The organism is Lutibacter oricola (assembly GCF_900106565.1).
Lineage (GTDB): Bacteria > Bacteroidota > Bacteroidia > Flavobacteriales > Flavobacteriaceae > Lutibacter > Lutibacter oricola.
Genome location: NZ_FNNJ01000005.1, coordinates 20,322 through 43,571 on the forward strand (window position 1 = coordinate 20,322; position 23,250 = coordinate 43,571).

At 31.0% G+C, this 23,250-nt stretch carries 23 protein-coding genes; 8 read left to right on the forward strand and 15 right to left on the reverse strand.

Annotated features, from left to right (window positions below):
- Window positions 1-264 precede the first annotated feature (264 nt).
- Window positions 265-600, reverse strand: coding sequence for an isoamylase early set domain-containing protein (locus tag BLU40_RS10400; RefSeq protein ID WP_245729930.1), 336 nt, complete (start codon window positions 598-600; stop codon window positions 265-267).
- 374 nt (window positions 601-974) lie between these two features.
- Here BLU40_RS10400 and BLU40_RS10405 point away from each other — a divergent pair, with 374 nt between their 5' ends.
- The 3 genes from BLU40_RS10405 to BLU40_RS10415 are packed head-to-tail and all read left to right on the forward strand — an operon-like array spanning window position 975 to window position 4,507.
- Window positions 975-1,460, forward strand: a complete 486-nt coding sequence (locus tag BLU40_RS10405) for an acyl-CoA carboxylase biotin carboxyl carrier protein subunit (protein ID WP_090123140.1) — start codon at window positions 975-977, stop codon at window positions 1,458-1,460.
- Window positions 1,461-1,489: 29 nt separating this feature from the next.
- Window positions 1,490-2,932, forward strand: a complete 1,443-nt coding sequence (accC, locus tag BLU40_RS10410; protein ID WP_090123142.1) for an acetyl-CoA carboxylase biotin carboxylase subunit — start codon at window positions 1,490-1,492, stop codon at window positions 2,930-2,932.
- A gap of 33 nt (window positions 2,933-2,965) precedes the next feature.
- Window positions 2,966-4,507, forward strand: a complete 1,542-nt coding sequence (locus BLU40_RS10415) for an acyl-CoA carboxylase subunit beta (RefSeq protein ID WP_090123472.1) — start codon at window positions 2,966-2,968, stop codon at window positions 4,505-4,507.
- A 161-nt stretch (window positions 4,508-4,668) separates the two neighbouring features.
- On the opposite strand, the gene BLU40_RS10420 is transcribed toward BLU40_RS10415, so the two are convergent.
- From BLU40_RS10420 to BLU40_RS10440, 5 genes are all read right to left on the reverse strand, one after another.
- Entirely contained in the window at window positions 4,669-4,944 is a 276-nt protein-coding gene (locus tag BLU40_RS10420) for an ATP-dependent Clp protease adaptor ClpS (RefSeq protein ID WP_090123144.1), read from the reverse strand.
- Window positions 4,945-4,957: 13 nt separating this feature from the next.
- Window positions 4,958-5,998, reverse strand: a complete 1,041-nt coding sequence (locus BLU40_RS10425) for a lactonase family protein (RefSeq protein WP_090123146.1) — start codon at window positions 5,996-5,998, stop codon at window positions 4,958-4,960.
- On the reverse strand, window positions 5,998-6,834 hold the full coding sequence (gene prmA / locus BLU40_RS10430) for a 50S ribosomal protein L11 methyltransferase (protein WP_090123148.1): 837 nt from the start codon (window positions 6,832-6,834) through the stop codon (window positions 5,998-6,000). The genes BLU40_RS10425 and prmA overlap by 1 nt, the downstream gene beginning before the upstream one ends.
- An 80-nt stretch (window positions 6,835-6,914) precedes the next feature.
- Window positions 6,915-7,673 carry a triose-phosphate isomerase gene (gene tpiA, locus BLU40_RS10435; protein WP_090123150.1) on the reverse strand — a complete coding sequence of 253 codons (759 nt, stop codon included), beginning with the start codon at window positions 7,671-7,673 and terminating at the stop codon, window positions 6,915-6,917.
- Window positions 7,674-7,798: 125 nt separating this feature from the next.
- Complete coding sequence (locus tag BLU40_RS10440; RefSeq protein WP_090123152.1) at window positions 7,799-8,875, reverse strand: ABC transporter permease; 1,077 nt, start codon at window positions 8,873-8,875, stop codon at window positions 7,799-7,801.
- A gap of 75 nt (window positions 8,876-8,950) precedes the next feature.
- Here BLU40_RS10440 and pyrF point away from each other — a divergent pair, with 75 nt between their 5' ends.
- The gene (pyrF, locus tag BLU40_RS10445; protein ID WP_090123154.1) at window positions 8,951-9,772 is read left to right on the forward strand and encodes an orotidine-5'-phosphate decarboxylase; all 822 of its coding nucleotides are present in this window, start codon (window positions 8,951-8,953) and stop codon (window positions 9,770-9,772) included.
- Window positions 9,759-10,565: an ABC transporter substrate-binding protein gene (locus tag BLU40_RS10450; RefSeq protein WP_090123156.1), complete on the forward strand. Its 807-nt coding sequence runs from the start codon at window positions 9,759-9,761 to the stop codon at window positions 10,563-10,565. The genes pyrF and BLU40_RS10450 overlap by 14 nt, the downstream gene beginning before the upstream one ends.
- Here the strand turns inward: BLU40_RS10450 and BLU40_RS10455 are convergent.
- From BLU40_RS10455 to BLU40_RS10475, 6 genes are all read right to left on the reverse strand, one after another.
- On the reverse strand, window positions 10,562-10,969 hold the full coding sequence (locus BLU40_RS10455) for a hypothetical protein (protein WP_090123158.1): 408 nt from the start codon (window positions 10,967-10,969) through the stop codon (window positions 10,562-10,564). The two genes, BLU40_RS10450 and BLU40_RS10455, sit on opposite strands and share 4 nt — an antisense overlap.
- Window positions 10,970-10,993: 24 nt before the next feature.
- A complete protein-coding gene (locus BLU40_RS10460) occupies window positions 10,994-11,701 on the reverse strand; it encodes a DUF4197 domain-containing protein (protein WP_090123160.1) in 708 nt (235 codons plus the stop codon).
- A gap of 3 nt (window positions 11,702-11,704) precedes the next feature.
- Entirely contained in the window at window positions 11,705-11,875 is a 171-nt protein-coding gene (locus BLU40_RS17570; protein WP_175454773.1) for a C1orf53 family protein, read from the reverse strand.
- Between the two features lie 76 nt (window positions 11,876-11,951).
- Entirely contained in the window at window positions 11,952-12,236 is a 285-nt protein-coding gene (locus BLU40_RS10465) for a hypothetical protein (protein WP_090123162.1), read from the reverse strand.
- 147 nt (window positions 12,237-12,383) lie between these two features.
- Window positions 12,384-12,917, reverse strand: a complete 534-nt coding sequence (locus BLU40_RS10470) for a DUF4136 domain-containing protein (protein ID WP_090123164.1) — start codon at window positions 12,915-12,917, stop codon at window positions 12,384-12,386.
- Window positions 12,918-12,934: 17 nt separating this feature from the next.
- Window positions 12,935-14,974, reverse strand: a complete 2,040-nt coding sequence (locus tag BLU40_RS10475; RefSeq protein WP_090123166.1) for a urocanate hydratase — start codon at window positions 14,972-14,974, stop codon at window positions 12,935-12,937.
- A gap of 81 nt (window positions 14,975-15,055) precedes the next feature.
- Here BLU40_RS10475 and BLU40_RS17770 point away from each other — a divergent pair, with 81 nt between their 5' ends.
- Window positions 15,056-15,382, forward strand: coding sequence for a hypothetical protein (locus BLU40_RS17770; RefSeq protein ID WP_090123168.1), 327 nt, complete (start codon window positions 15,056-15,058; stop codon window positions 15,380-15,382).
- Here the strand turns inward: BLU40_RS17770 and purU are convergent.
- Window positions 15,375-16,229, reverse strand: a complete 855-nt coding sequence (gene purU, locus BLU40_RS10485) for a formyltetrahydrofolate deformylase (protein WP_090123170.1) — start codon at window positions 16,227-16,229, stop codon at window positions 15,375-15,377. The two genes, BLU40_RS17770 and purU, sit on opposite strands and share 8 nt — an antisense overlap.
- Before the next feature lie 144 nt (window positions 16,230-16,373).
- On the opposite strand from purU, the gene BLU40_RS10490 reads away from it, so the two are divergent.
- Entirely contained in the window at window positions 16,374-19,808 is a 3,435-nt protein-coding gene (locus BLU40_RS10490) for a methylmalonyl-CoA mutase family protein (RefSeq protein ID WP_090123172.1), read from the forward strand.
- Window positions 19,809-19,864: 56 nt separating this feature from the next.
- On the opposite strand, the gene BLU40_RS10495 is transcribed toward BLU40_RS10490, so the two are convergent.
- Together BLU40_RS10495 and recQ are read right to left on the reverse strand one after the other, a co-directional pair.
- Window positions 19,865-20,443, reverse strand: a complete 579-nt coding sequence (locus BLU40_RS10495; protein ID WP_175454774.1) for a YqaA family protein — start codon at window positions 20,441-20,443, stop codon at window positions 19,865-19,867.
- Window positions 20,444-20,610: 167 nt separating this feature from the next.
- The gene (gene recQ, locus BLU40_RS10500; RefSeq protein ID WP_090123176.1) at window positions 20,611-22,728 is read right to left on the reverse strand and encodes a DNA helicase RecQ; all 2,118 of its coding nucleotides are present in this window, start codon (window positions 22,726-22,728) and stop codon (window positions 20,611-20,613) included.
- A gap of 263 nt (window positions 22,729-22,991) precedes the next feature.
- Here recQ and BLU40_RS10505 point away from each other — a divergent pair, with 263 nt between their 5' ends.
- On the forward strand, window positions 22,992-23,249 hold the full coding sequence (locus BLU40_RS10505) for an Asp-tRNA(Asn)/Glu-tRNA(Gln) amidotransferase subunit GatC (protein WP_090123477.1): 258 nt from the start codon (window positions 22,992-22,994) through the stop codon (window positions 23,247-23,249).
- The last annotated feature ends 1 nt before the right edge of the window (window position 23,250 follow it).

A 23,250-nucleotide genomic window follows, 5' to 3' on the forward strand; every position in this document is an offset into this window, starting at 1 on the left:
CAATTCTTCGCTATATATTTGCTTCATATTTCATTGCTTAATCTGTTTAAGTAATGTTTTTGATTTTTTTAGTTAGTAGTAAAAGAAAGGAAATTCATATTCAAAAAGAGTTTCCTTTTTTTACGCCCTATATTTTCCTTTTAAAACTTAAGTTTAGAGCAAAAAAAAAGACCTTATTAAAATAAAGCCTTTTTACACCTAAAAATTAACATTAAAATAGCATTGCTGCTATAAATAATGAAACTTAACCAATTATATTTTTAATTAAATTACCACTACCGAATTATCTTCAGCTGTAATTCCATTGTTTACGTATTTATCTGCCGCTACATCATTACTCCAAACAGCTCCGTCTATTAAATATTTAAATTGAAACTCGTTTTCGATTGGCAAATCAACAGTTGCTTTAAAACTACCGTTTTTATATTTTTTAAGCTCAACTGCTTCCTCTATCTTCCACTGATTGAACTCTCCTAACAATTGTACTTTTTCAGCTGCATTAGCTTCATCTTTTGTTAAAGAAAAAGTAACTTTACAAACTGGTTTACTTTTTAAAAATTGCTTTTTTAAACTCATAACGCTTCTTGTTTTGTTATTCATTGTAAAATAACGAAAAACTTACGGTTTATTTCACAACGTATTTCTCTACTTTATATTCTATTTTAACATCGAAAACGTTTTAGTAACGTTCTTAATGTTAAATTAACATACATAAAAGCATTTTTACCCTTTGTATTTTTCAAAAAAGAATAAAAAAAACACCTTTTTACATTACATATAATACACAAACTACAACTTTTAAAATATTCACATTAAAACAACCGCTTTCAACTTATTTTCTTTAAAAAACTCTTCTATTAACATCTAATAAATACACTATTCGACATTAATTGATTAAAAACATTCAAATCCTAGCTAAAAATTTAATAACTTTATAAAACCTAAAATTATTCAAACAAACTAATTTCAACACTATGAAGAAACAATTCAAAGTAAAAGTCGATGAATCTTTTGAATTCGATTTAAAAACTAGTGATGCCTACCAATTAGATTTATTAAAACTATCCGATAACGAATTTCACGTTATTAAAGATGGTAGATCTTTTAATGTAAAAATTGACGAATCAGATTTTTACAACAGAAAGTACGTTATTAAAGTAAATAAAAGTACCTACACTGTAGACATCTCCAACCAATTAGACCAACTAATTACAGAAATGGGATTCTCACTTGGGTCTTCAAAAAAAGCCAATGATGTTAAAGCTCCTATGCCTGGCATGATTTTAAGTGTTAACGTTAAAGAAGGACAAGAAGTAAAAGAAGGAGAAACACTCTTAATTCTTGAAGCTATGAAAATGGAAAACTCCATTCCTGCTCCAAAAGATGGGATTATTAAATCCATTAACATTAAAAGTAATGGAACCGTTGAAAAAGGAGAATTAATGATTGAATTAGCCTAAACCTATTTATAATATTAAAAAACTTACCGATGAAAAAAATATTAGTAGCTAATAGAGGCGAAATAGCCATAAGAGTTATGAAAACCGCTCGAAAAATGGGTATTAAAACAGTAGCTGTTTTTTCTGAAGCAGATAGAAATGCCCCACACGTACGTTATGCTAATGAAGCAGTTTGTATTGGAGAAGCACCTTCGAACAAATCGTATTTAGTTGGAGAAAAAATTATTGAAGTTTGTAAAGAATTAGATGTTGATGGTATACACCCTGGATATGGGTTTTTAAGTGAAAATGCTGATTTTGCAAAACTCGCAGAAGACAACAATATTACATTTATAGGTCCAAAGTCATACGCCATTAAAACTATGGGCGATAAATTAGCAGCAAAAGAAGCTGTTAAAAACTACAACATACCAATGGTTCCTGGAGTTGATCGCGCAGTAACCGACCCAAAAGAAGCTGTAGAAATTGCAAAAGAAATAGGTTTCCCTATTCTTATTAAAGCAGCCGCAGGTGGCGGAGGAAAAGGAATGAGAGTTGTAGAAAAAGAAGTTGATGTAGAAGAACAAATGAAACGTGCAATTTCTGAAGCAACCTCAGCCTTTGGTGATGGATCTGTTTTTGTAGAAAAATACATTACTTCTCCTCGTCATATAGAAATTCAAGTATTAGCCGATTCTCACGGAAATGTTCTACATTTTTTTGAAAGAGAATGTAGTGTACAACGTCGTCACCAAAAAGTAGTTGAAGAAGCTCCCTCATCTATTTTAACACCAGAATTAAGAGAAAAAATGGGACAAGCAGCTATTAATGTTGCAAAATCTTGCGATTATTTAGGTGCTGGAACAGTAGAGTTTTTGGTTGATGGCGACTTAAATTTCTTTTTCCTAGAAATGAATACTAGGCTACAAGTTGAACACCCTGTAACTGAGCTAATTTCTGGAGTAGATTTAGTTGAATTACAAATTAAAATTGCTCGTGGTGAAGCTATCGAAATTAAACAAGAAGATTTACATATAAACGGACATGCATTAGAATTAAGAGTTTATGCAGAAGATCCTTTTAACGACTTTTTACCAAGTATAGGTAAATTAACTACCTACCAACCTCCAACAGGAGAAGGCATTCGTGTAGATGATGGTTTTGAAGAAGGAATGGATATTCCTATTTATTACGACCCAATGTTATCCAAATTAATAACGTATGGTAAAACTCGAGAAGAAGCCATACAATTAATGATTGATGCAATTAAGAATTATAAAGTAGAAGGCGCTCAAACAACATTACCTTTTGGTAGGTTTGTTTGCGAACATGAAGCTTTTAGATCTGGAAATTTCGATACTCATTTTGTAAAAAAATATTATACAGGTGAAGAATTGGAACATAGAATCGAAAAAAGAGCCAAAATAGCAGCTATTATAGCTTTAAAAACTTATTTCGAAGATCAAAAACAATTAAGAGTTCCAACTCATTAATCATTAAAAATTTGCATTATGGATACAAATCATATGAATACGAAAATAGAAAAACTTGATAAACGTCTAGAATTAGCATATGCTGGTGGAGGCCAAAAAAGAGTTGACAAACAACATGCCAAGAAAAAACTTACTGCACGTGAACGTATAGATTATTTATTAGATGAAGGCTCTTTTGAAGAAATGGGTGTTATGGTTACTCACCGTACTACCGATTTTGGAATGGATAAAGAAATATATTTTGGTGATGGTGTAGTTACTGGTTATGGAACCATTTACGGAAGATTAGTATATGTTTTTGCGCAAGACTTTACCGTTTTTGGAGGTTCTTTATCAGAAACTCACGCAGAAAAAATATGTAAAATAATGGATCAAGCCATTAAAGTTGGTGCACCTTGTATTGGGTTAAATGATTCTGGTGGAGCAAGAATTCAAGAAGGTGTAAAATCTTTAGGAGGTTATGCCGATATTTTTCATAGAAATGTACAAGCCTCTGGAGTTATTCCACAATTATCTGCAATTATGGGGCCTTGTGCCGGTGGAGCAGTTTACTCTCCAGCCATAACAGATTTTACCATTATGGTTGAAGATTCTAGTTATATGTTTGTGACTGGGCCAAATGTGGTAAAAACAGTTACAAACGAAGAAGTAACTGCCGAGGAATTAGGTGGAGCTAGCACGCACTCAACCAAATCTGGTGTTACACACGTAACTTCTGCTAACGACATACAATGCTTAGAAGATGTTAAAAAACTTTTGAGTTATATGCCGCAAAGCAATAGAGAAACTCCTAAAAAAATGCCATACACAATTGGAGATGAATTAAGAGAACACCTAATTGATATTGTACCAGAAGACAATCATAAACCTTATGATATGCATGACGTTATTAAAGGTATTATTGATGAAGACTCTTTCTTTGAAATTCATAAAGATTTTGCTGAAAATATTATAGTAGGTTTTGCTCGTTTAGCTGGTAGAAGTATTGGTATTGTTGCCAATCAACCTTTACAATTGGCAGGTTGTCTAGATGTTAAATCGTCTATTAAAGGAGCAAGATTTACTCGTTTTTGCGATAGTTTTAATATTCCATTATTAGTACTTGTAGATGTTCCTGGATTTTTACCTGGTACCGACCAAGAATGGAATGGAATTATAACTAATGGAGCAAAATTATTATACGCTTTAAGCGAAGCTACAGTACCAAAAATTACTATAATTACAAGAAAAGCTTACGGTGGTGCTTATGATGTAATGAACTCTAAACATATTGGAGCCGATTTAAATTATGCTTGGCCAACTGCCGAGATTGCGGTAATGGGAGCCAAAGGAGCTGCTGAAATTATTTTTAGACGAGAAATTGCAAATGCAGAAAACCCAGAAGAAAAATTAAAAGAAAAAGAAACTGAGTACGCAAATATGTTTGCAGACCCATATAGAGCAGCAAGACGTGGTTTTATTGATGAAGTAATTTACCCGAAAAACACACGTAGAAAATTAATAAAAGCATTCCAAATGCTTGAGGGAAAAGAAGTTAACAAACCGAAACGAAAACACGGAAATATTCCTTTATAAAAAAAATCCCGCAAAAGCGGGATTTTTTTTGTAAGTTTTATCTCAATTAACCGTCTAATCGCAAAAGAGTTAAATGATCAGTAAAAAAAATTCATTTTTACCTCATAATGTTCTCTTGGTTAAACAACTCTTTTTAAGCCAATACATTGTGTTGGCTTTTTTTAAATAATTTCTGCAGATAAACCTCGGCTTAAAAGTGCCGTACATTTTGGTTCTAACTCTTTATACTCACCAGTTTTTACTGTACATTTTCCTTTATAATGCACTAATATAGTACATTGTTCTGCTTGCTCTAAGGTATGTTCACATATATCTATTAACGAATCTATTACAAAATCAAACGTATTTACATCGTCATTAAATAACACAATTTCATTCAAGTTACTCTCTTGCTCTGCTACGTCTACTTCTTCTTGTATTTTTCTTTCTGGACTCATAATTTCAACAAATTTATAAAAATTTCAAACAAACTACAGATTGCACTTCACTATTTTTAGCAACCTCTTTTAGTTTACCCGAATTTAAATCTCTTTTAAAAACAATTATAGTATTTGAATCTTGATTAGCAACCAACAACCATTCTCCTGTAGGTGAAATTTCAAAATCCCTTGGAGTTTCCCCTTCAGTATATTGTTGATCTACTAGCTCAAGTTTACCATTTTCAAAATTAAAACTAAAAATGGCAATGGTATTACTTCCCCTATTTGAAACATATAAAAATTTGCCATCTGGACTCATTTTTATAGCTGCTGCAGCAGGAACTCCTCTATACGTATTTGGTATAGAGCTTACATTTTCCACAACCTTAAATTTTGAATTTTCTTTTTTTACTATTGAAACTCCGCTTGTCAATTCATTAATTACAAAACCATATTCACCTTTTGGATGAAAAACTATATGTCTTGGCCCCGCTCCTAGTGGCATTTCAACATTATAAGTTTCTTTTAATAAATTTTCTTCGTTATTAAAAACAACAATCTTATCTATACCTAAATCTGGTACAAATATTTGATTATTATTAATTGCAACCATATGGGAATGCGCACATTCTTGTCTTTCAACATTTACACTTGCTCCAACATTTTTAAAAGTTTGAGAACTTGGTTCTAACGAACCATCTTCATTTATTGGAAACAAATGAACACTTCCTGTTTGGTAACAAGCTACACCTAAAGTTTTATTATTTATAATATTTAAATGACAAGGTAAACCGCCATCTATTGGTTGTTTACTTATTAGTTTTAAAGAGCAGTCTTCATTAATAAAAAATGAAAGTACAACAGGTTTTTTATCTGCTAAAACTTCCTGAAAACTAAACAGGTATTTTTTATCTTCTGAAATAGCAATATAACTAGTGTTTCTATTCAAAAAAGTATTTAATAAAAATAACTCACCGTTTTCATTATTAAAATAAAAACAATAAATACCATTACCTGTTCCACTTAACCCAGGACCAACTTCTTCTGTATATGAACCACCGTATAAAATCATTATTCAAAAATGTATTTAATTGCTACCCAGTTATTACGTTCTATAATCTTGTCAATATTTAATCCATATTTAGAAACTTCGGCATCTATAATTGGAATATCTTCTTGATAAAAACCACTAAATAGAATTGTTCCGTTTTTAGCTAAACAATTCATATAAGATTGCATATCGTTCAACAATATGTTTCTATTTATGTTTGCTATAATAACATCGTATTCTTTATTAATTAATAAAGATGCATCACCTTCATAAACTGAAATATGACTACAATTATTGCGTGTTACATTTTCCAAAGAATTCTCGTAACACCAGTTATCAATATCAATAGCATCAATTGGTTGTGCACCTTTCATTTCAGCAAAAATTGCTAAAATTCCAGTTCCACAGCCCATATCTAATGTTTTTTTATTGGTTAAATCCATATCCAACAAGTGCTGCACCATCATATGCGTAGTTTCATGATGACCTGTACCAAAACTCATTTTTGGTTCAATAACAATGTCGTATTTTAAATTTGGATTTTCGTGAAAAGGCGCCCTAATACTTACCAAATCATCTACCTGAATTGGATTAAAGTTCTTTTCCCATTCGCTATTCCAATTTGTTTGTTCAATTACTTCTTCTTTATAAGAAATGTTAAACTCATTAGAATTTAATATTTGAATATCTTCTAACATTCCAGCATTCCAATCTGCTTCTTGAATGTAAGCGGTAACTCCATCTTCATTTTCAACAAAACTTTCAAAACCTGCAAATCCTAATTGTGCAATTAATATTTCTGTTGCTGGCTCTTTAGGTGTTACGGTAAAAGAATAACCAATATATTTTATGTTCATACTATTAATTTATAAATGCAAAAATACGGTTTCCTTTAACATAAAAGAAAACCGTATTTATATTTTATTTTTCTAATTTCTTAGAAAGATTTGATTAAAGCGATAAAGTTATCAGCATTTAATGCAGCTCCACCAATTAAACCACCATCAACATCTTCTTTAGAAAATATTTCTTTAGCGTTTCCTGGGTTTACACTTCCACCGTATAAAACTGATACATTTTCAGCAACTTCAGCATTGTATTGAGCAGCTACAATTTTTCTGATAAATGCGTGCATTTCTTGTGCTTGTTCTGGAGAAGCTGTTTCACCAGTACCAATAGCCCAAACTGGCTCGTAAGCTAATACTATATTTTTCCAAGCATCAACTGGTAAGTGAAATAATGCATTTTTAATTTGACTTTCAACTACGTTAAAGTGGTTATCAGATTTTCTATCTTCTAAAACTTCACCAAAACAGAAAATAATTTCTAATTCGTTAGCTAAAGCAGCATCAACTTTTTCAGCTAAAATAGCGTCAGTTTCACCAAAGTATTCTCTTCTTTCAGAGTGACCTAAAATAACCGTTTTTAAACCTAATGAAGTTAACATTTCAGCAGAAATCTCTCCAGTGTAAGCTCCACTTTTTGCTTGGTGCATATTTTGAGCAGCAACCTCAACGTTAGATCCTTCAGCAACTTTAACAACTTCGCTAATATTAACAAAAGTTGGAGTAACAATTACTCTTGTATTATCTAAAGCTAAATCTTTTACATTACTTACAATTTCGTCAGCCAATTGTACTGATTCTTGAACGTTTTTGTTCATTTTCCAGTTACCTGCTACAATTTGTTTTCTCATGATATTATATTTTTGATATTATTGTTGTGATTAACCCTACAAATTTACAATTAAAAGCCTAAAAACTAGCTTTAAACAAGGTATTTTGCGCAATCGTTTTCGGTTAGTTTCTAAAGAAAAAGGTGCTATTTTATTCTAATTTTTGGATCTAATAAACCGTAAATAATATCAACCAAAATATTAATTAAAATAAACATTGTAGCAATTACCAAAACACTACCCATTATTACAGGTAAATCTAAAGTGTTTAAGGCGTTTACAATTTCTTTACCCAATCCATTCCAGTTAAAAATATACTCTACAAAAACGGCTCCTGCTAATAACGATGCAAACCATCCACTAATTGCCGTAACAACCGGATTTAGCGAATTTTTTAAAGCGTGTGTTTTAATTATTTTGAAGGTAGACAAACCTTTTGCTTTCGCGGTTCTAATATAATCTTGATTCAACACTTCTAACAGTGAGTTTCGCATTAATTGAATTACCACTGCTAATGGTCTAATACCTAAAACTATTGAAGGTAATATTAAATTTTTCCACTGAATATAAATATGCTCACCAAAATCATCAACTTCATACAAACTACCTGTCATATTTAAATTGGTGTATTTGTGCAATACAAAACCAAACAACCAAGCAAATAATATTGCAGAGAAAAATGAAGGTACACTCATACCCAAAGTACTTATTACTGAAATAATTCTATCAAAAAATGAATCCTTATAAAGCGCAGAAAGAATTCCAAAGAAAATACCAATAATAATTGCTATGGTAATTGCCGAAACTGCTAAAACTGCTGTGTTTGGCATTGTTTCGCTAATAATTTCTGAAACATTTTTATCGTTTTTCTGAAAAGATTTTCTCAAATATGGAAGTTTTGCTACAATTGTTTGCTTATTAAATGATACTATTTTTGAAAACGTATACTTATCATTATCTAAAAAAGTGTAGTTTTCTGTATTGTTGCTATGGATTGAAATTGGAGATAAATCGTTTAAATAATATAAATACTGCGTTGATATTGGCTGATCAAAACCATATTTTTTTCTAATATTCTGAAGCTGCTCAGTATCTTCGCGCTGATCTAGCATCATTCTTGCAGGATCGCCGGGCAAAATGTTAAATAAAAAGAAAATAACAGTTACCACTCCAAAGAGCGTTAAAATTCCGTAAAATATTTTATTTATAATGTAGCTAAACAATGTAGATTATTTGTTGAACAAATATAACTTAAACTATTAAAATTACTACTTTTGCATAATTCTTTATTCAAACCTATGAACAAACAAGAGCTTATAGCACAAATTCAGAAAAAAAAATCATTTTTATGTATTGGTTTAGATGTTGATTTAACAAAAATTCCAACACATTTAATAGCTAAAGAAGATCCTATTTTCGAATTTAACAAGCAAATTATTGATGCAACACATCATTTAGCTGTCGCTTATAAACCTAATACGGCTTTTTATGAAGCTTACGGTATTAAAGGTTGGCAATCTCTAGAGAAAACTATCAATTACATTAACGCAAACTATCCTGAAGTTTTTACAATTGCTGATGCTAAGCGTGGTGATATTGGAAATACTTCAACAATGTATGCGAAAGCTTTTTTTGAAGATTTAAATTTTGATTCTGTTACCGTTGCACCTTATATGGGAAGTGATTCCGTAGAACCGTTTTTAGCTTTCGAAGACAAAACAACCATTTTATTAGCATTAACATCTAACAAAGGTGGTTTAGATTTTCAAGGTTTAAAAACAGACAAACAAGAGGTTTATAAAGAAGTTTTAAAGACTGCAATTACTTGGAAAAATTCAGAAAATTTAATGTTTGTAGTTGGAGCTACAAAAGCTGAATATTTTGAAGAAATTAGACAAATTGTACCAAACCACTTTTTATTAGTTCCAGGTGTTGGAGCGCAAGGTGGTAATTTACAAGATGTTTGTAAATACGGTTTAAATAAAGATTGCGGTTTATTAATTAATTCTTCAAGAGGAATTATTTATGCTGGTAGCGATGAGAATTTTGCTAAAACAGCACAGCAAGAAGCACTGAAGTTACAACAAGAAATGGAACAAATATTAAATGAAAATAATTAAAGATCAAATTGGTAGAGAAATTACATTAAAATCTGTACCAAAAAGAATAGTTTCCTTAGTACCATCGCAAACTGAATTACTATGTGATTTAGCATTAGAAAATGAATTGGTCGGAATTACAAAGTATTGTATTCATCCGTTCAATTTAAAATCTACAAAAGCCATTGTTGGAGGTACAAAAAAAGTAGATTACGAAAAAATAAAAGAGCTAAAACCTGATTTTATTTTGTGCAATAAAGAGGAAAATGCATACGATATGCTTCCTGAACTTGAAAAAATTGCTCCAACTTATTTTTCAGATGTAAATACAATTAATGATTCTATAGATTTAATTCTTCACCTAGGCTCTATTTTAAATAGAAGAACCGAAAGTGATAATTTAGCACATAAAATTGAATTTAAACTAGCCGATTTCAAACAGTTTATTAAAGACAAACCTTCTAGAAAAGTTGCTTATTTTATTTGGGCAAACCCTTGGATGGTGGCTGGAAATGACACCTATATTAACGAAATGCTAAAACTTAATAAGTTTGAAAACATTTACGATAGTATGAGCCGTTACCCAAAAATTGTGATTGATAAAATTAGATGGGAAGGTGATCCAGATGTACTTATTTTTTCTTCTGAACCTTATAAATTTGAAGACAAACACGCAATGGAAATTGGTTCATTTACCAACCGCTCAATAACCGTTTTTGGTGATGGTGAAATGTTTAGTTGGCCAGGATCTAGAATGCTTTTAGCCTTCGATTACTTTAAAGAGTTACATAAAAAACTAGAAAGCCACTTTTAAAGTGGCTTCAAAAACACTTCTAAATTTGCAATAGCAGAATCATCTTTTTCACTAGAAAATTGAATATCCAAAATTCCTTTTCTACAAGATTTTACTATACCAATAGGCTCATCATTTTCCACTAAAACAACATAATGTTTTTTGGAATTAAACAACCACAAGCCTTCTCTTACCTCACCTGTTTCTTTATAAATTTCAAAAGTTCCATCTAGGTTAAATTCAATTTCAAAATCGGCATTAACCGCCAATTTTTTAATTGTTAAACCACTCATTATAGCGTGATCTACATCCCAATTTTTACATAAAACCTTATCTAATTCAGTCTTTTTTAAATAAATATTTTGCGAAATTATAGATGTAGACACACCTATAACTAACCCTAAGGCAATAATTATTTTTTTCATAACAGCTATTTTATTTTTTTAAACTTAATCTTGCAAAGCAAATACCTGCTTTAACAATGTAGAAGTTCTACTACTTACTTTTTCTCTAATTTCTTTTTCTTCAACTTCAACCATAGTATACACACCTTTTAAGGCTTCACCAGTAACATACTGCGTTAAATCTGGGTTTACATCTTTAGTTAATGGTAATGTATTGTACTTAGTTATTAAATTAGCCCAAATTTTATCGGCTCCAACCTTTTGAAATGAATTTTGAATAATTGGAGTAAACTTTTGAGTTAAAGCTTGTGATGTTGCTCCTTTTAAATAATTTGTAGCTGCATTTTTATCGCCTAACAAAATATTTTTAGCATCGTTAAAAGACATTCCCTTAATAGCATCTACAAAAATTGGAAATGCTTCACTTACAGCATCTTCAGCTGCTCTATTTAAAACTTTTAACCCTTCATCTGCAACTTTAGACAAACCTATTTTACGTAAGGTATTATCTACTTTTTGTAATTCTTCTGGTAATAATATTTTGGTTAATTCATTTTTAAAAAAACCATCTTTTACAGCTAATTTCGAAACTTGTTTAGTAATACCATTATTCAATGCTTCTTTTAACCCATTACCTATTTGCGCATTTGTTAAAGCTCCTCCACTAGTTGGTAATTGATTTACTACTTGTTGTAGTTCTGCACAAGCAGAAACTGAAATTATTAATGCAATTAATACTATTTTCTTAATCATAATTTATTTTTTAAATGTATCTGTTTTTTTATCGTATCCGTACGGACAATATTTACAACCGTTTTTACAACAGTATCCTCTTTTTAAATGATATTGCTCTGTAAAAACCCTATAGCCTTGCTCGTTTGTGTAATAATCACCTTCTTCTGGCTTCATTGGTTTTTTAATCTCCATAGAACGCAAATGTATAAAAAAACGTTCTGAAAATTCAGAACGTTTTAGTTAACTAATGTTAATTTATTTATTTTACCTAATACTCGTATCTTATTTGAGTATCAAAACCTTCTAAATTTAATAAGACTACTTCACCATCAACTTGCAATTTATCAATATCAAAAGAAATTTCTTTTGTGAAATATGCTTCACAAATTTCTTCATTTTTTAAAGATAATTTTATGTTTCTTTGAGGTGGAAATGACTCCATAATAACACCTGCATCTATTAACTTTACTTCCCAACTATCTCCACTACAACCACTAGAACTATAATTAATTTTCAAGCAATCGTCATCAATACTAGCACTATTAATTACCATAAATTATTTGGAGCAGTAGTAAACAAACTAGCATTAATTAGCACAACCTCATCACATTTACTACTAACATTTGTTGAATTGCTATTACTGCAAAATACTAGTACATTACTTAACAGAAGTATTAAGCTAGCTTTTAATAAAAAATATTTACTTTTCACTTCCTGGAGGATATTTAGCCATAATCTCACCCACAAACTCTCTAATTCTTTCTTCCTTTTTTGTTACATTTCTAGCCGATGTTAATGCTCCGCTACCAATTCCTTGCCAAGCCAATTCTTTCTTTTTAGCATCAATTAAATCAATAAACAATGTTCCTTCAGTATATTTTGAAATCTGCATTCCAAAATTTGGCCCGTAATACCAAGGATGCCATCCCATAAAAAACTGATTGTTATTATAAATATCTACTTTTTGACGAGATTTTGTAAAAATATTCACTAAAACATCTGGTTTTTCAGACTTTGTAAATCCTTTTGCCAATAATTCACTTTCAACAGCTTTAAGAATTCTACGTTTATCTAGATCAGAAATTTCTGCTTTATCAATTCCTTTTTTATAAAAGGCGAATGTTTTATATTTTGAAAAATCTGTAGAAGTATCATAGTCACTTGTAACTCGAACCGAACTGCACGATGCAACTACAAAAAGTAATGCTAACGGAAGTATTTTTAATGCTTTCATATAAACTATATTTAAAGTTAGAATAAATTATTTATAACCGTATCATCCACTACGTTTGGCAATGTAACTTTTAAGTTTGGTTCAACTTCCATTGCTCTTTTAATAGCAAATGTTGCTCCTTTATTTCTTGCCCAATTTCTTCGTGAAATACCGTTATTAACATCCCAAAAAAGCATACTTTTCAAACGCTTTTCTGCTTCTTTACTACCATCAAGAACCATACCAAAACCACCATTTACAACTTCTCCCCAGCCAACTCCACCTCCGTTATGAATTGAAACCCAAGTTGCCCCTCTAAAACTATCGCCTATTACATTTTGAATAGCCATATCTGCTGTAAACTGAGAACCATCGTAAATATTTGATGTTTCGCGGTAAGGAGAATCTGTTCCAGAAACATCGTGATGATCTCTTCCTAACACAATAGCTTCTGAAATTTCACCAGTTTTTATAGCATTATTAAACGCTTCAGCAATTTTCATTCTTCCTTCAGCATCAGCATATAAAATACGTGCTTGCGAACCAACAACTAATTTATTTTCTTGAGCTCCTTTAATCCATTGAATATTATCAGCCATTTGTTGCTGAATTTCTTTTGGAGAATTTTTTCTAATTTCTTCTAAAACTTCACAAGCTATAGCATCGGTTTTTTCTAAATCTGAAGGATTTGCACTTGTACAAACCCAACGGAACGGTCCAAAACCATAATCAAAACACATGGGCCCCATTATATCTTGAACATAACTCGGATAGGCGAAAGCTTCGCCACCCAATTTTGATTCTCTCGCCGTACAAAAAACTCCATTATCGTTTTTATGAACTGTTGCTCCTGCTCTACTTGCTTCCAATAAAAATGCGTTTCCATAGTCAAAGAAATAAGTTCCTTTTGCCGTATGTTTGTTTATAGCTGCTGCTTGTCTTCGCAAACTTTCTTGAACCTTTTCTTTAAATAATTTAGGCTTATTTGCCATTAACTCATTTGCGTAATCAAAACTTAATTCTACAGGGTAATAACCTCCAGCCCAAGGGTTATGTAACGATGTTTGATCTGAACCTAAATCTATATATAAATCAACTTCATCAAATTTTTCCCAAACCTCTACAATGTTTCCTAAATATGCTATAGAAACAACTTCTTTAGTTGCTTTTGCTTTTTTAACTCTTTCTACTAATTCATCTAAATCAGTGATTTTTTCATCAATCCAACCTTGTGATAAACGAATTTCAGTAATTTTCGGGTTTACCTCAGCACAAACAGTAATGCAACCAGCAATATTACCTGCTTTTGGTTGCGCTCCGCTCATACCTCCTAAACCAGAAGTAACAAATAATTTTCCTTCTAAGCCTTCGCCATTTTTCGAAATTTTTCTCCCAGCATTTAACACGGTAATTGTTGTTCCGTGCACAATTCCTTGTGGCCCAATATACATATAACTACCGGCAGTCATTTGCCCATATTGTGTAACTCCAAGCGCATTATATTTCTCCCAATCATCTGGTTTGCTATAATTTGGAATCATCATTCCGTTTGTAACCACAACTCTTGGAGCATTTTTATGTGAAGGAAATAATCCCATTGGATGCCCAGAATACATCACCAGTGTTTGTTCTTCTGTCATTTCACTTAAATATTGCATACACAATAAATACTGTGCCCAGTTTTGAAAAACTGCTCCGTTTCCTCCATAGGTAATTAACTCGTGCGGATGTTGAGCAACAGCATAATCCAAATTATTCTGAATCATATGCATAATAGCTTTTGCTTGCTCGCATTTTCCAGGGTATTCGCTAATAGGGCGTGCATACATTTTATAATCTGGACGAAAGCGGTACATATAAATACGTCCGTATTTATTCAATTCTTCGGCAAATTCTTTTGCTAAAACCGAATGGTATTTTTCTTCAAAATAACGTAGTGCATTTCTAATAGCAAGTTCTTTTTCAGCTTTAGAAAGTATCTCTTTTCGTTTTGGAGCGTGATTTAAATTAGAATCGTATAGTTTTATTTCTGGTAATTCAGATGGAATTCCTTGTTGAATTTGTTTTTTGAAAGTCATTGATTAAAATAATTTCATTATTTTTAGGTATAACAAATATACTGTAATTTTGGTTCAGTTTTTGATTTGTTAATAATAGCTATGATTATAATTTCGAAATACTTAGTACCTAAAAATTATATTGGTTTAACCATTTACCCCTTTGTTTTTCTAAAAAACAAAGAGTTAAAAAGTGATAGCTATTTATTAAACCACGAGAACATTCATTTACAACAGCAAAAAGAACTTTTTTGGGTTTTCTTTTTCGTTTGGTATTTTGCTGAATATTTAGTTCTCTTAATTAAATATAAAAATCATAATAAGGCATACAAAAATATCTCTTTTGAAAAAGAAGCTTACCAAAATGAAGGTAATTTGAATTATTTATTGGACAGAAAAAAATACAGTTTTACAAAGTATATTATGTAAAAACAACCGTTTTATTATTATGCACCATTACTTTACGTTGAGTATGTAATTTTATAGCTCTTGAAAGTACAATTTTCTCTAAATCACGCCCTTTTAAAATAAAATCTTTAATGGTATGTGTATGTGAAACTCGTGTAATATCTTGCTCAATAATTGGTCCTTCATCTAAATCTTCCGTAACATAATGGCTTGTTGCTCCAATAATTTTTACACCACGTTTGTATGCCGAATGGTAAGGCTTTGCCCCAGGAAACGCAGGTAAAAATGAATGATGAATATTTATAATATGGTCTGGATATTCTGCAATTAGTTTTGATGAAAGTATTTGCATATACCTTGCCAGCACAATAAAATCAACATTGTATTCTTTCAACAATCTTAACTGTTCATTCTCAGCTTCTACTTTAGTGTCTTTAGTTACTTTAATACAGTAATATGGAATATTAAAAGATTTTGCTATATTCTCTAAATCTGGGTGATTACTAATAATTAATGGTATTTCAACATCTAATTCTCCTGCATTATACCTACTTAAAATATCATATAAACAATGTGAATACTTAGATACAAAAACAGCCATTTTAGGTTTAGAATCTCCATCATGTAATTGCCAATTCATTTCAAATTTATTTGCAATTACTTCATTAAACATATTTTTAAATACTTCTACATTAAAAACTTCAACAGAAAATTCACATTCTAAACGCATAAAAAACATTTCCTCTTCCCTATCTACATATTGATCTATATACACAATATTTCCACTCTGCTGAGAAACAAAATTTGTTACTGATGCTATTATACCCTTACTATCGTTACAATTTATTAGAATAGTTATTCTTTTCATTTCTATGTTTAATTAAGCGTCAAAATTACTTAAAAAATGAATGAGAATAAATCAAGCTTCAAATGTTTATCTAATTACCAATAAAACTAGGTTATTTTTAAAATATTTATAAATTGCACTACTATTACTACCTAAAATTACAGAATGAACAAAATTAAACCATACAAACCCGTTAATAAAATACGAATTGTAACTGCTGCTTCTTTATTTGACGGCCACGATGCATCAATAAACGTTATGCGACGCATAATTCAAGCAACAGGTGTTGAAGTAATTCATCTCGGACATGATAGAAGTGTGGAAGATGTTGTAAACTGTGCTATTGAAGAGGATGCAAATGCTATTGCGCTTACATCATACCAAGGTGGACATAACGAGTATTTTAAATACATGTTCGATTTATTGAAGGAAAAAGGAGCTTCAAACATCAAAATATTTGGTGGCGGAGGCGGCGTTATACTTCCTGAAGAAATTAACAACTTAATGGATTATGGTATTACCAGAATTTACTCACCTGATGACGGAAGAGAATTAGGTTTGCAGGGTATGATTAACGATATGATTGAACGTTGTGATTTTGCAACTGGTGAAATTATAGATTTCAAAATTGAAGATTTAGCTAATAAAAACTCACATCAAATAGCTAAAGCCATTTCTGGTGCTGAAAATTTTTCTAAAAAGCACGCTAATTTTATTGCTGAAGTAAAAAAACAATCTAAAAAGTCTAAAATACCCGTTTTAGGAATTACCGGAACCGGAGGTTCTGGAAAATCATCTACAGTTGATGAAATTGTAAGACGTTTTTTAACCGATTTCCCAAAAAAAACAATTGCAATAGTTTCTGTTGATCCTTCAAAAAGAAAAACTGGAGGCGCACTTTTAGGAGATAGAATTAGAATGAATTCTATTAAAAACAACCGTGTTTATATGCGTTCCTTAGCTACTAGACAAGCTAATTTAGCCTTATCTAAACACGTTAACGACGCTGTAGACATTTTAAAAGTTGCTGGGTTTGATTTAGTTATTTTAGAAACTTCTGGAATTGGACAAAGTGATACAGAAATTTTAGATCATTCTGATGTTGCAATGTATGTAATGACTCCTGAATATGGTGCTGCAACTCAGTTAGAAAAAATCGACATGATTGATTTTGCAGATGTAATTGCCTTAAATAAATTTGATAAGCGGGGCGCTTTAGATGCTTTGCGTGATGTTAAAAAACAATACCAGCGCAACAATAATTTATGGGAAGAAGATGTAAACACTATGCCTGTTTATGGCACTATTGCCTCGCAATTTAACGATCCCGGAACCAATGAATTATACGCTGTAATTATTAAAAAATTGAACAAAAAAACTTCAGCTAATTTTAATAGTTCTTTTGAATTTTCAGAAAAAAACAGCGAAAAACAATTTATAATTCCACCAAATAGAACTCGCTACTTATCTGAAATTACCGAAAACAATAGAACGTACAGCAACTCAAGTATTCAACAAAAAGAAATTGCCCAAAAACTATATGGTATTTTTAAAGCTATTGAAAGCGTTTCGGGTGTCATTCTGAATGAAATGAAGAATCTTAACGTTTCAATAGATGAGATTATTCGCGATGCTCAGAATGACAAGGTTGATATTATAAAAGCTCTAAAAACCGAATTTGATAGCGTTAAAATGGATTTAAATCCGCATAACTGGAACATAATTCTTAAATGGGAAGAAAAAAAACAATTGTACAAAAACGAAATTTACTCATACAAAGTTCGCGATAAAGAAATTAATATTTCAACTCAAAGCGAATCACTTTCACATCTAAAAATCCCCAAAATAGCTTTACCAAAATATGAAGCTTGGGGAGATATTTTATATTGGAGTTTAGAGGAAAACGTACCAGGAGAATTTCCGTATACTGCTGGGTTATTCCCTTTTAAAAGAACTGGTGAAGATCCTACTAGAATGTTTGCTGGTGAAGGTGGTCCAGAACGCACAAACAGACGTTTTCATTACGTAAGTTTAGGAATGCCTGCAAAAAGATTATCTACAGCATTTGACTCGGTTACTTTATATGGAAATGATCCAGCTGTTAGGCCAGATATTTATGGTAAAATTGGAAATGCAGGAGTTTCTATTTGTTGTTTAGACGATGCAAAAAAATTATACTCTGGTTTTGAATTAACAAACCCAATGACATCTGTTTCTATGACAATTAATGGTCCGGCACCTATGATGCTTGGTTTTTTTATGAATGCTGCCATTGACCAGGAATGTGAAAAATATATTATTAAAAATGATTTAATAACTGAAATTGAAGCTAAAATTACTTCAATTTACAAAGAAAAAGGAGTTGAAAGACCAAGTTACCAAGGTGATTTACCTGAAGGGAATAATGGTTTAGGTTTATTATTATTGGGTGTTACTGGTGATGAAGTTTTACCTTTTGATGTATATCAAAAAATTAAAAATGAAACTATTTCAAAAGTAAGAGGAACTATACAAGCAGATATTTTAAAAGAAGATCAGGCTCAAAATACGTGTATTTTTTCTACTGAATTTGCCTTACGCTTAATGGGTGATGTTCAAGAGTATTTTATTGATAATAATATTCGTAATTTTTATTCTGTTTCAATTTCTGGTTATCATATTGCCGAAGCTGGTGCTAATCCAATTTCGCAATTAGCATTTACGTTAGCAAACGGATTTACTTATGTTGAATATTATCTTTCTCGAGGAATGGATATTAACAAATTTGGTCCAAACCTATCGTTCTTTTTCTCTAATGGTATTGATCCAGAATATGCCGTAATTGGTAGAGTTGCTCGTAAAATTTGGGCAAAAGCACTAAAAAACAAATACGGTGCTAATTCGCGAGCGCAAATGTTAAAATATCATATTCAAACTTCAGGTAGAAGCTTACACGCACAAGAAATAGACTTTAATGATATTAGAACAAGCTTGCAAGCTCTATATGCTATTTACGATAATTGCAATAGCTTACATACCAATGCTTATGACGAAGCAATTACAACTCCTACGGAAGAAAGTGTACGTAGAGCAATGGCAATTCAACTTATAATTAATAAAGAATTAGGTTTAACTAAAAATGAAAACCCAATTCAGGGAGCTTTTATTATTGAAGAATTAACCGATTTGGTTGAAGAAGCTGTATATGCAGAATTTGATAGAATTACAGATCGTGGTGGAGTTTTAGGTGCTATGGAAACTATGTACCAACGTAGTAAAATTCAAGAAGAAAGTTTGTATTATGAAACTTTAAAACACAACGGAAGCTTCCCAATTATTGGAGTAAATACATTTTTAAGCAGCAAAGGTTCACCTACTATTTTACCTCAAGAAGTAATTAGAGCCACTGAAACTGAAAAGCAATTACAAATTTCGGTGGTTGAAAATTTAAATAAAGGAAACAAATCTAAAGCTGAAGAACAACTTCAATTATTAAAAGAAAAATCTATTCAGAATGAAAACATTTTTGAGCAATTAATGGAGGCTTGCAAAGTATGTTCTATAGGTCAAATTACCGAAGCTCTGTTTGAAGTAGGTGGTCAATACAGAAGAAATATGTAACAATTAATAGGAATAATTATTTTTTATAACTTAAAAAAACCTTAAATAAGGCTCGTTTAACTAACCATTTGAAAAATTGCCATGGCATAAATTGCAAATCTAGCAAAACGCAATAAACCAAATAACATCACACCTTTAAATGGATACTTAATCATTCCTCCTGCCATACAAGTAATCGAGAAAGGAATTGGTAATAGTGCACCAACAGCAATTAAAAAACCACCCCATTTACTGGTGTTTTTCAAATGTTTAGACAACTTTGTTTCAAAATAATTTTTTACTTTTTCTATTTTTAAAATGCTTTTACCAATAAAGTAAGAAACAATTCCTCCAATATATGAAAGAGAAGCAAGTATGCTTAAATTAACAATTGGATTTGATGTTTTTTTAGTCCAAGCAATAAAAATTTCTGGTGGAATTAAACCTAAAAAAGATTCTGAAATAAAAAACACAACTAGTATTTGAATATCCGAAAATACAGTTGTAATTAGCTGAAGCCCTTTATTTATGCTATAAACATATTCATTAAACAATACTAAAGCAACCACCACAGCAAGAATAGGCACTATTGCTTTTTTTAGGCTTTTGCCTATAAAAGAATAAAACCCTGTGTAAGAATAGTATTGATGTATCAATGCTAGTTTACTTTTTCTCGGCGTCTTCACTCGTTCCTTCGTATTCAATTATCTCTGTTTTTAGCTCTTAAACCGCGAAAATAATAGTTTTATTGTTTATTTCAATAATAAATTAATATTTAGTACAGGATTTAAAACAAATTTAACATTTCAGCTAAAAAATACTTCTATCCTTCTTTATCAATTACCGTTAATGCCAATCTAATTTTAAAGTATTCAACTTCTTTATTTAAATGTTCATAATAAGGTTTTAAAGCTGGCGGACTCTCCAACTCATCTTTTGCTTTTCTCACTAATTCAACCTCTTTATCAGTAACAAAATCATAAATATCAATATCTTTTCCTTCGGTATATAACAATGCCAAATGCGAAAATATTGTGGTTGGTTTTAAATTGCGCCTATCTGCAATTTCGTCTATAGTTAAACCTTCTTTGTATAAGTCGTACGTTACTTTGTGAGTATCTTTTTTCTTTCTTGTTTTTATTTTTTCGTTTGAAAAAGCAACTATTTCAGCAATAAAATCTTCTCCATAAACCTCTAACTTTCGTTGTCCTACACCACTTATCTCTAAAAAGTCAGCCTCACTCATAGGTCTTGAGCGCTCCATATCTTTTAACGAAGCATCATTAAACACTAAATATGGCGGAATGTTTTCGGCCAATGCAATTTCTTGACGTAATTTTCGAAGTCTTTCAAACAACGTATCTTTAGTTGCTTTTCTAGTTTTTGTAGTCTTTTTCTGAAGTACAGGCTGCTCTTTAATTTCAACCGGCCTTGTTAAATTAACCTGTTCTTTTTCGAATAAAACTTTTTTTGAAAAACTAGTTAATTGCAACGCATTATTTTTATGAAAAGCAATTTCGCAATACCCTTGGTTTGTAAGTTGAATTAAATATTGTTGCCAATCTCGCCAAGAAATTTCGCTGCCAACTCCGTGAGATTTTAACGTATCGTAGCCTTTTTCTAAAATAGTTGCATTGTGCGCTCCTCGTAGCACATCAATTACTGTCCCCATTGCTTCAGATTCTTGTAAGCGTGTAATTACAGAAAGTGCTTTTTGAGCAATTATAGTTCCATTAAAAAATTCTGGTGGATTTTTACAAACATCACAATTACCACAATTCTCGGCTAACAATTCTCCAAAATAACTTAACAATATTTTTCTTCGGCAAGTTGTAGCCTCAGAAAACTGTTTCATTCTATCTAATTTAGCCGATTGCACTTCTTCGTTTGAAGCGCCACTCATAAATTTTTTCAACTGAATAACATCAGAATAGCTATGAAACAACAAGGCATTTGCTTTAATTCCATCTCTACCAGAACGACCAATTTCTTGATAATAACCTTCAATATTTTTAGGCATGTTATAATGAATTACCCAACGAACGTTAGATTTATCTATTCCCATTCCAAAGGCAATGGTTGCGCAAACTACTTGTGTTTTATCGTAAATAAAATCTTCTTGAGTTTTTGTACGTTCTTCAAAAGTTAAACCTGCGTGATATGCTTTCGCATTTACACCGTTCTGTTTTAATTTGGCTGCAATTTGCTCGGTAGATTTTCTACTTAAACAATAAACTATACCTGCTTCGTTAGGTCTTTTTCTAACAAACTTAATTATTTGAGATAATCTATCATTTGCTGGCCTTACTTCTAATTCTATATTTTTTCTATCGAAAGACGATAAAAATTGAGTTGCATTCGGAATACTTAATTGCTCTAAAATATCTGCTCTTGTTGCTTTATCGGCTGTTGCAGTTAAGGCAATAATTGGTGTGTTTGGCAGCGATTTTTTAAAAAATCCAAGTTGTTGATATGAAGGTCTAAAATCGTGTCCCCAAGAAGAAATACAATGCGCTTCATCTATAGCAATACAACTTATATATTTTTCACTTAAAATATTTTCTAGCAACGCCAAACTCTCTGGTGCAACGTATAAAAGTTTTAATTTTTTCTGAATTACTTTATCAAAAATAGCTTCGTGCTCACTACTTTCTTGGCTACTATTGTAATAATCTGCTGCAATTCCATTAGCGTTCAAACCATCAACTTGGTCTTTCATTAAAGCTATTAATGGCGATATTACCAAGGTTAAACCATCTAATAACAAAGCAGGTAATTGAAAACAAATAGATTTACCTCCACCTGTTGGCATTATTACCAAATTATCATTCTTAGAAAGTACAGATTCTACAATTTTTTGTTGTTGATCACGAAAAGTATCATACCCAAAATATTTTTTTAAAGTAGGAATCAATTGTTCTTGTGTTTCTTTTAGCAGCATTTAACAGATTTTTGACAAAAGTACATTTAATTAACAAATTAAAAGAAATTGAAATTAGCAGGTTTATTTAACAACATATTTCAACATATAACAATGATAGCTATATTCATTTACAATATATTAAATTAATTACGCTATACTTTATTATATAAGGTATTTGGGTTGTAGTGAGCATAAAAAAAACGTGCATCCCTCGTAAAACTTTCGTAATTTGGCCTGCTTAAAGTTTGACTTAAAAAAAATTAGAAGACATGAGTAAAATTATGACAGTCGACATATTGTCGAGTATTAAAGGAGCTCAGCCATCAGAGGCTGTAAACAAATTATTTGAAGTGATTAAGAATGCAAATCCAACAAATAATAATTCTTTAAATAATTTTAATAATAATTGCGTGTCTATTAATAATTTAAGAGAAGATGTTGTTATAGAGAGTTCGGCTATAGAGAAACAACTAATTATTGAAAACTTTCCGAGCAAAAAAAACGGTTATTTAGTAGTTGCCAAAGTTATAGAAGACTAAC

Bases quoted from the DNA above. Each gene is read 5' to 3' on its own strand.
- BLU40_RS10400 (WP_245729930.1), bottom strand. From the start codon at position 600: ATGAATAACAAAACAAGAAGCGTTATGAGTTTAAAAAAGCAATTTTTA.
- BLU40_RS10405 (WP_090123140.1), top strand. From the start codon at position 975: ATGAAGAAACAATTCAAAGTAAAAGTCGATGAATCTTTTGAATTCGAT.
- accC (WP_090123142.1), top strand. From the start codon at position 1,490: ATGAAAAAAATATTAGTAGCTAATAGAGGCGAAATAGCCATAAGAGTT.
- BLU40_RS10415 (WP_090123472.1), top strand. From the start codon at position 2,966: ATGAATACGAAAATAGAAAAACTTGATAAACGTCTAGAATTAGCATAT.
- BLU40_RS10420 (WP_090123144.1), bottom strand. From the start codon at position 4,944: ATGAGTCCAGAAAGAAAAATACAAGAAGAAGTAGACGTAGCAGAGCAA.
- BLU40_RS10425 (WP_090123146.1), bottom strand. From the start codon at position 5,998: ATGATTTTATACGGTGGTTCATATACAGAAGAAGTTGGTCCTGGGTTA.
- prmA (WP_090123148.1), bottom strand. From the start codon at position 6,834: ATGAACATAAAATATATTGGTTATTCTTTTACCGTAACACCTAAAGAG.
- tpiA (WP_090123150.1), bottom strand. From the start codon at position 7,673: ATGAGAAAACAAATTGTAGCAGGTAACTGGAAAATGAACAAAAACGTT.
- pyrF (WP_090123154.1), top strand. From the start codon at position 8,951: ATGAACAAACAAGAGCTTATAGCACAAATTCAGAAAAAAAAATCATTT.
- BLU40_RS10450 (WP_090123156.1), top strand. From the start codon at position 9,759: ATGAAAATAATTAAAGATCAAATTGGTAGAGAAATTACATTAAAATCT.
- BLU40_RS10455 (WP_090123158.1), bottom strand. From the start codon at position 10,969: ATGAAAAAAATAATTATTGCCTTAGGGTTAGTTATAGGTGTGTCTACA.
- BLU40_RS10460 (WP_090123160.1), bottom strand. From the start codon at position 11,701: ATGATTAAGAAAATAGTATTAATTGCATTAATAATTTCAGTTTCTGCT.
- BLU40_RS17570 (WP_175454773.1), bottom strand. From the start codon at position 11,875: ATGGAGATTAAAAAACCAATGAAGCCAGAAGAAGGTGATTATTACACA.
- BLU40_RS10465 (WP_090123162.1), bottom strand. From the start codon at position 12,236: ATGGTAATTAATAGTGCTAGTATTGATGACGATTGCTTGAAAATTAAT.
- BLU40_RS10470 (WP_090123164.1), bottom strand. From the start codon at position 12,917: ATGAAAGCATTAAAAATACTTCCGTTAGCATTACTTTTTGTAGTTGCA.
- BLU40_RS10475 (WP_090123166.1), bottom strand. From the start codon at position 14,974: ATGACTTTCAAAAAACAAATTCAACAAGGAATTCCATCTGAATTACCA.
- BLU40_RS17770 (WP_090123168.1), top strand. From the start codon at position 15,056: ATGATTATAATTTCGAAATACTTAGTACCTAAAAATTATATTGGTTTA.
- purU (WP_090123170.1), bottom strand. From the start codon at position 16,229: ATGAAAAGAATAACTATTCTAATAAATTGTAACGATAGTAAGGGTATA.
- BLU40_RS10490 (WP_090123172.1), top strand. From the start codon at position 16,374: ATGAACAAAATTAAACCATACAAACCCGTTAATAAAATACGAATTGTA.
- recQ (WP_090123176.1), bottom strand. From the start codon at position 22,728: ATGCTGCTAAAAGAAACACAAGAACAATTGATTCCTACTTTAAAAAAA.
- BLU40_RS10505 (WP_090123477.1), top strand. From the start codon at position 22,992: ATGACAGTCGACATATTGTCGAGTATTAAAGGAGCTCAGCCATCAGAG.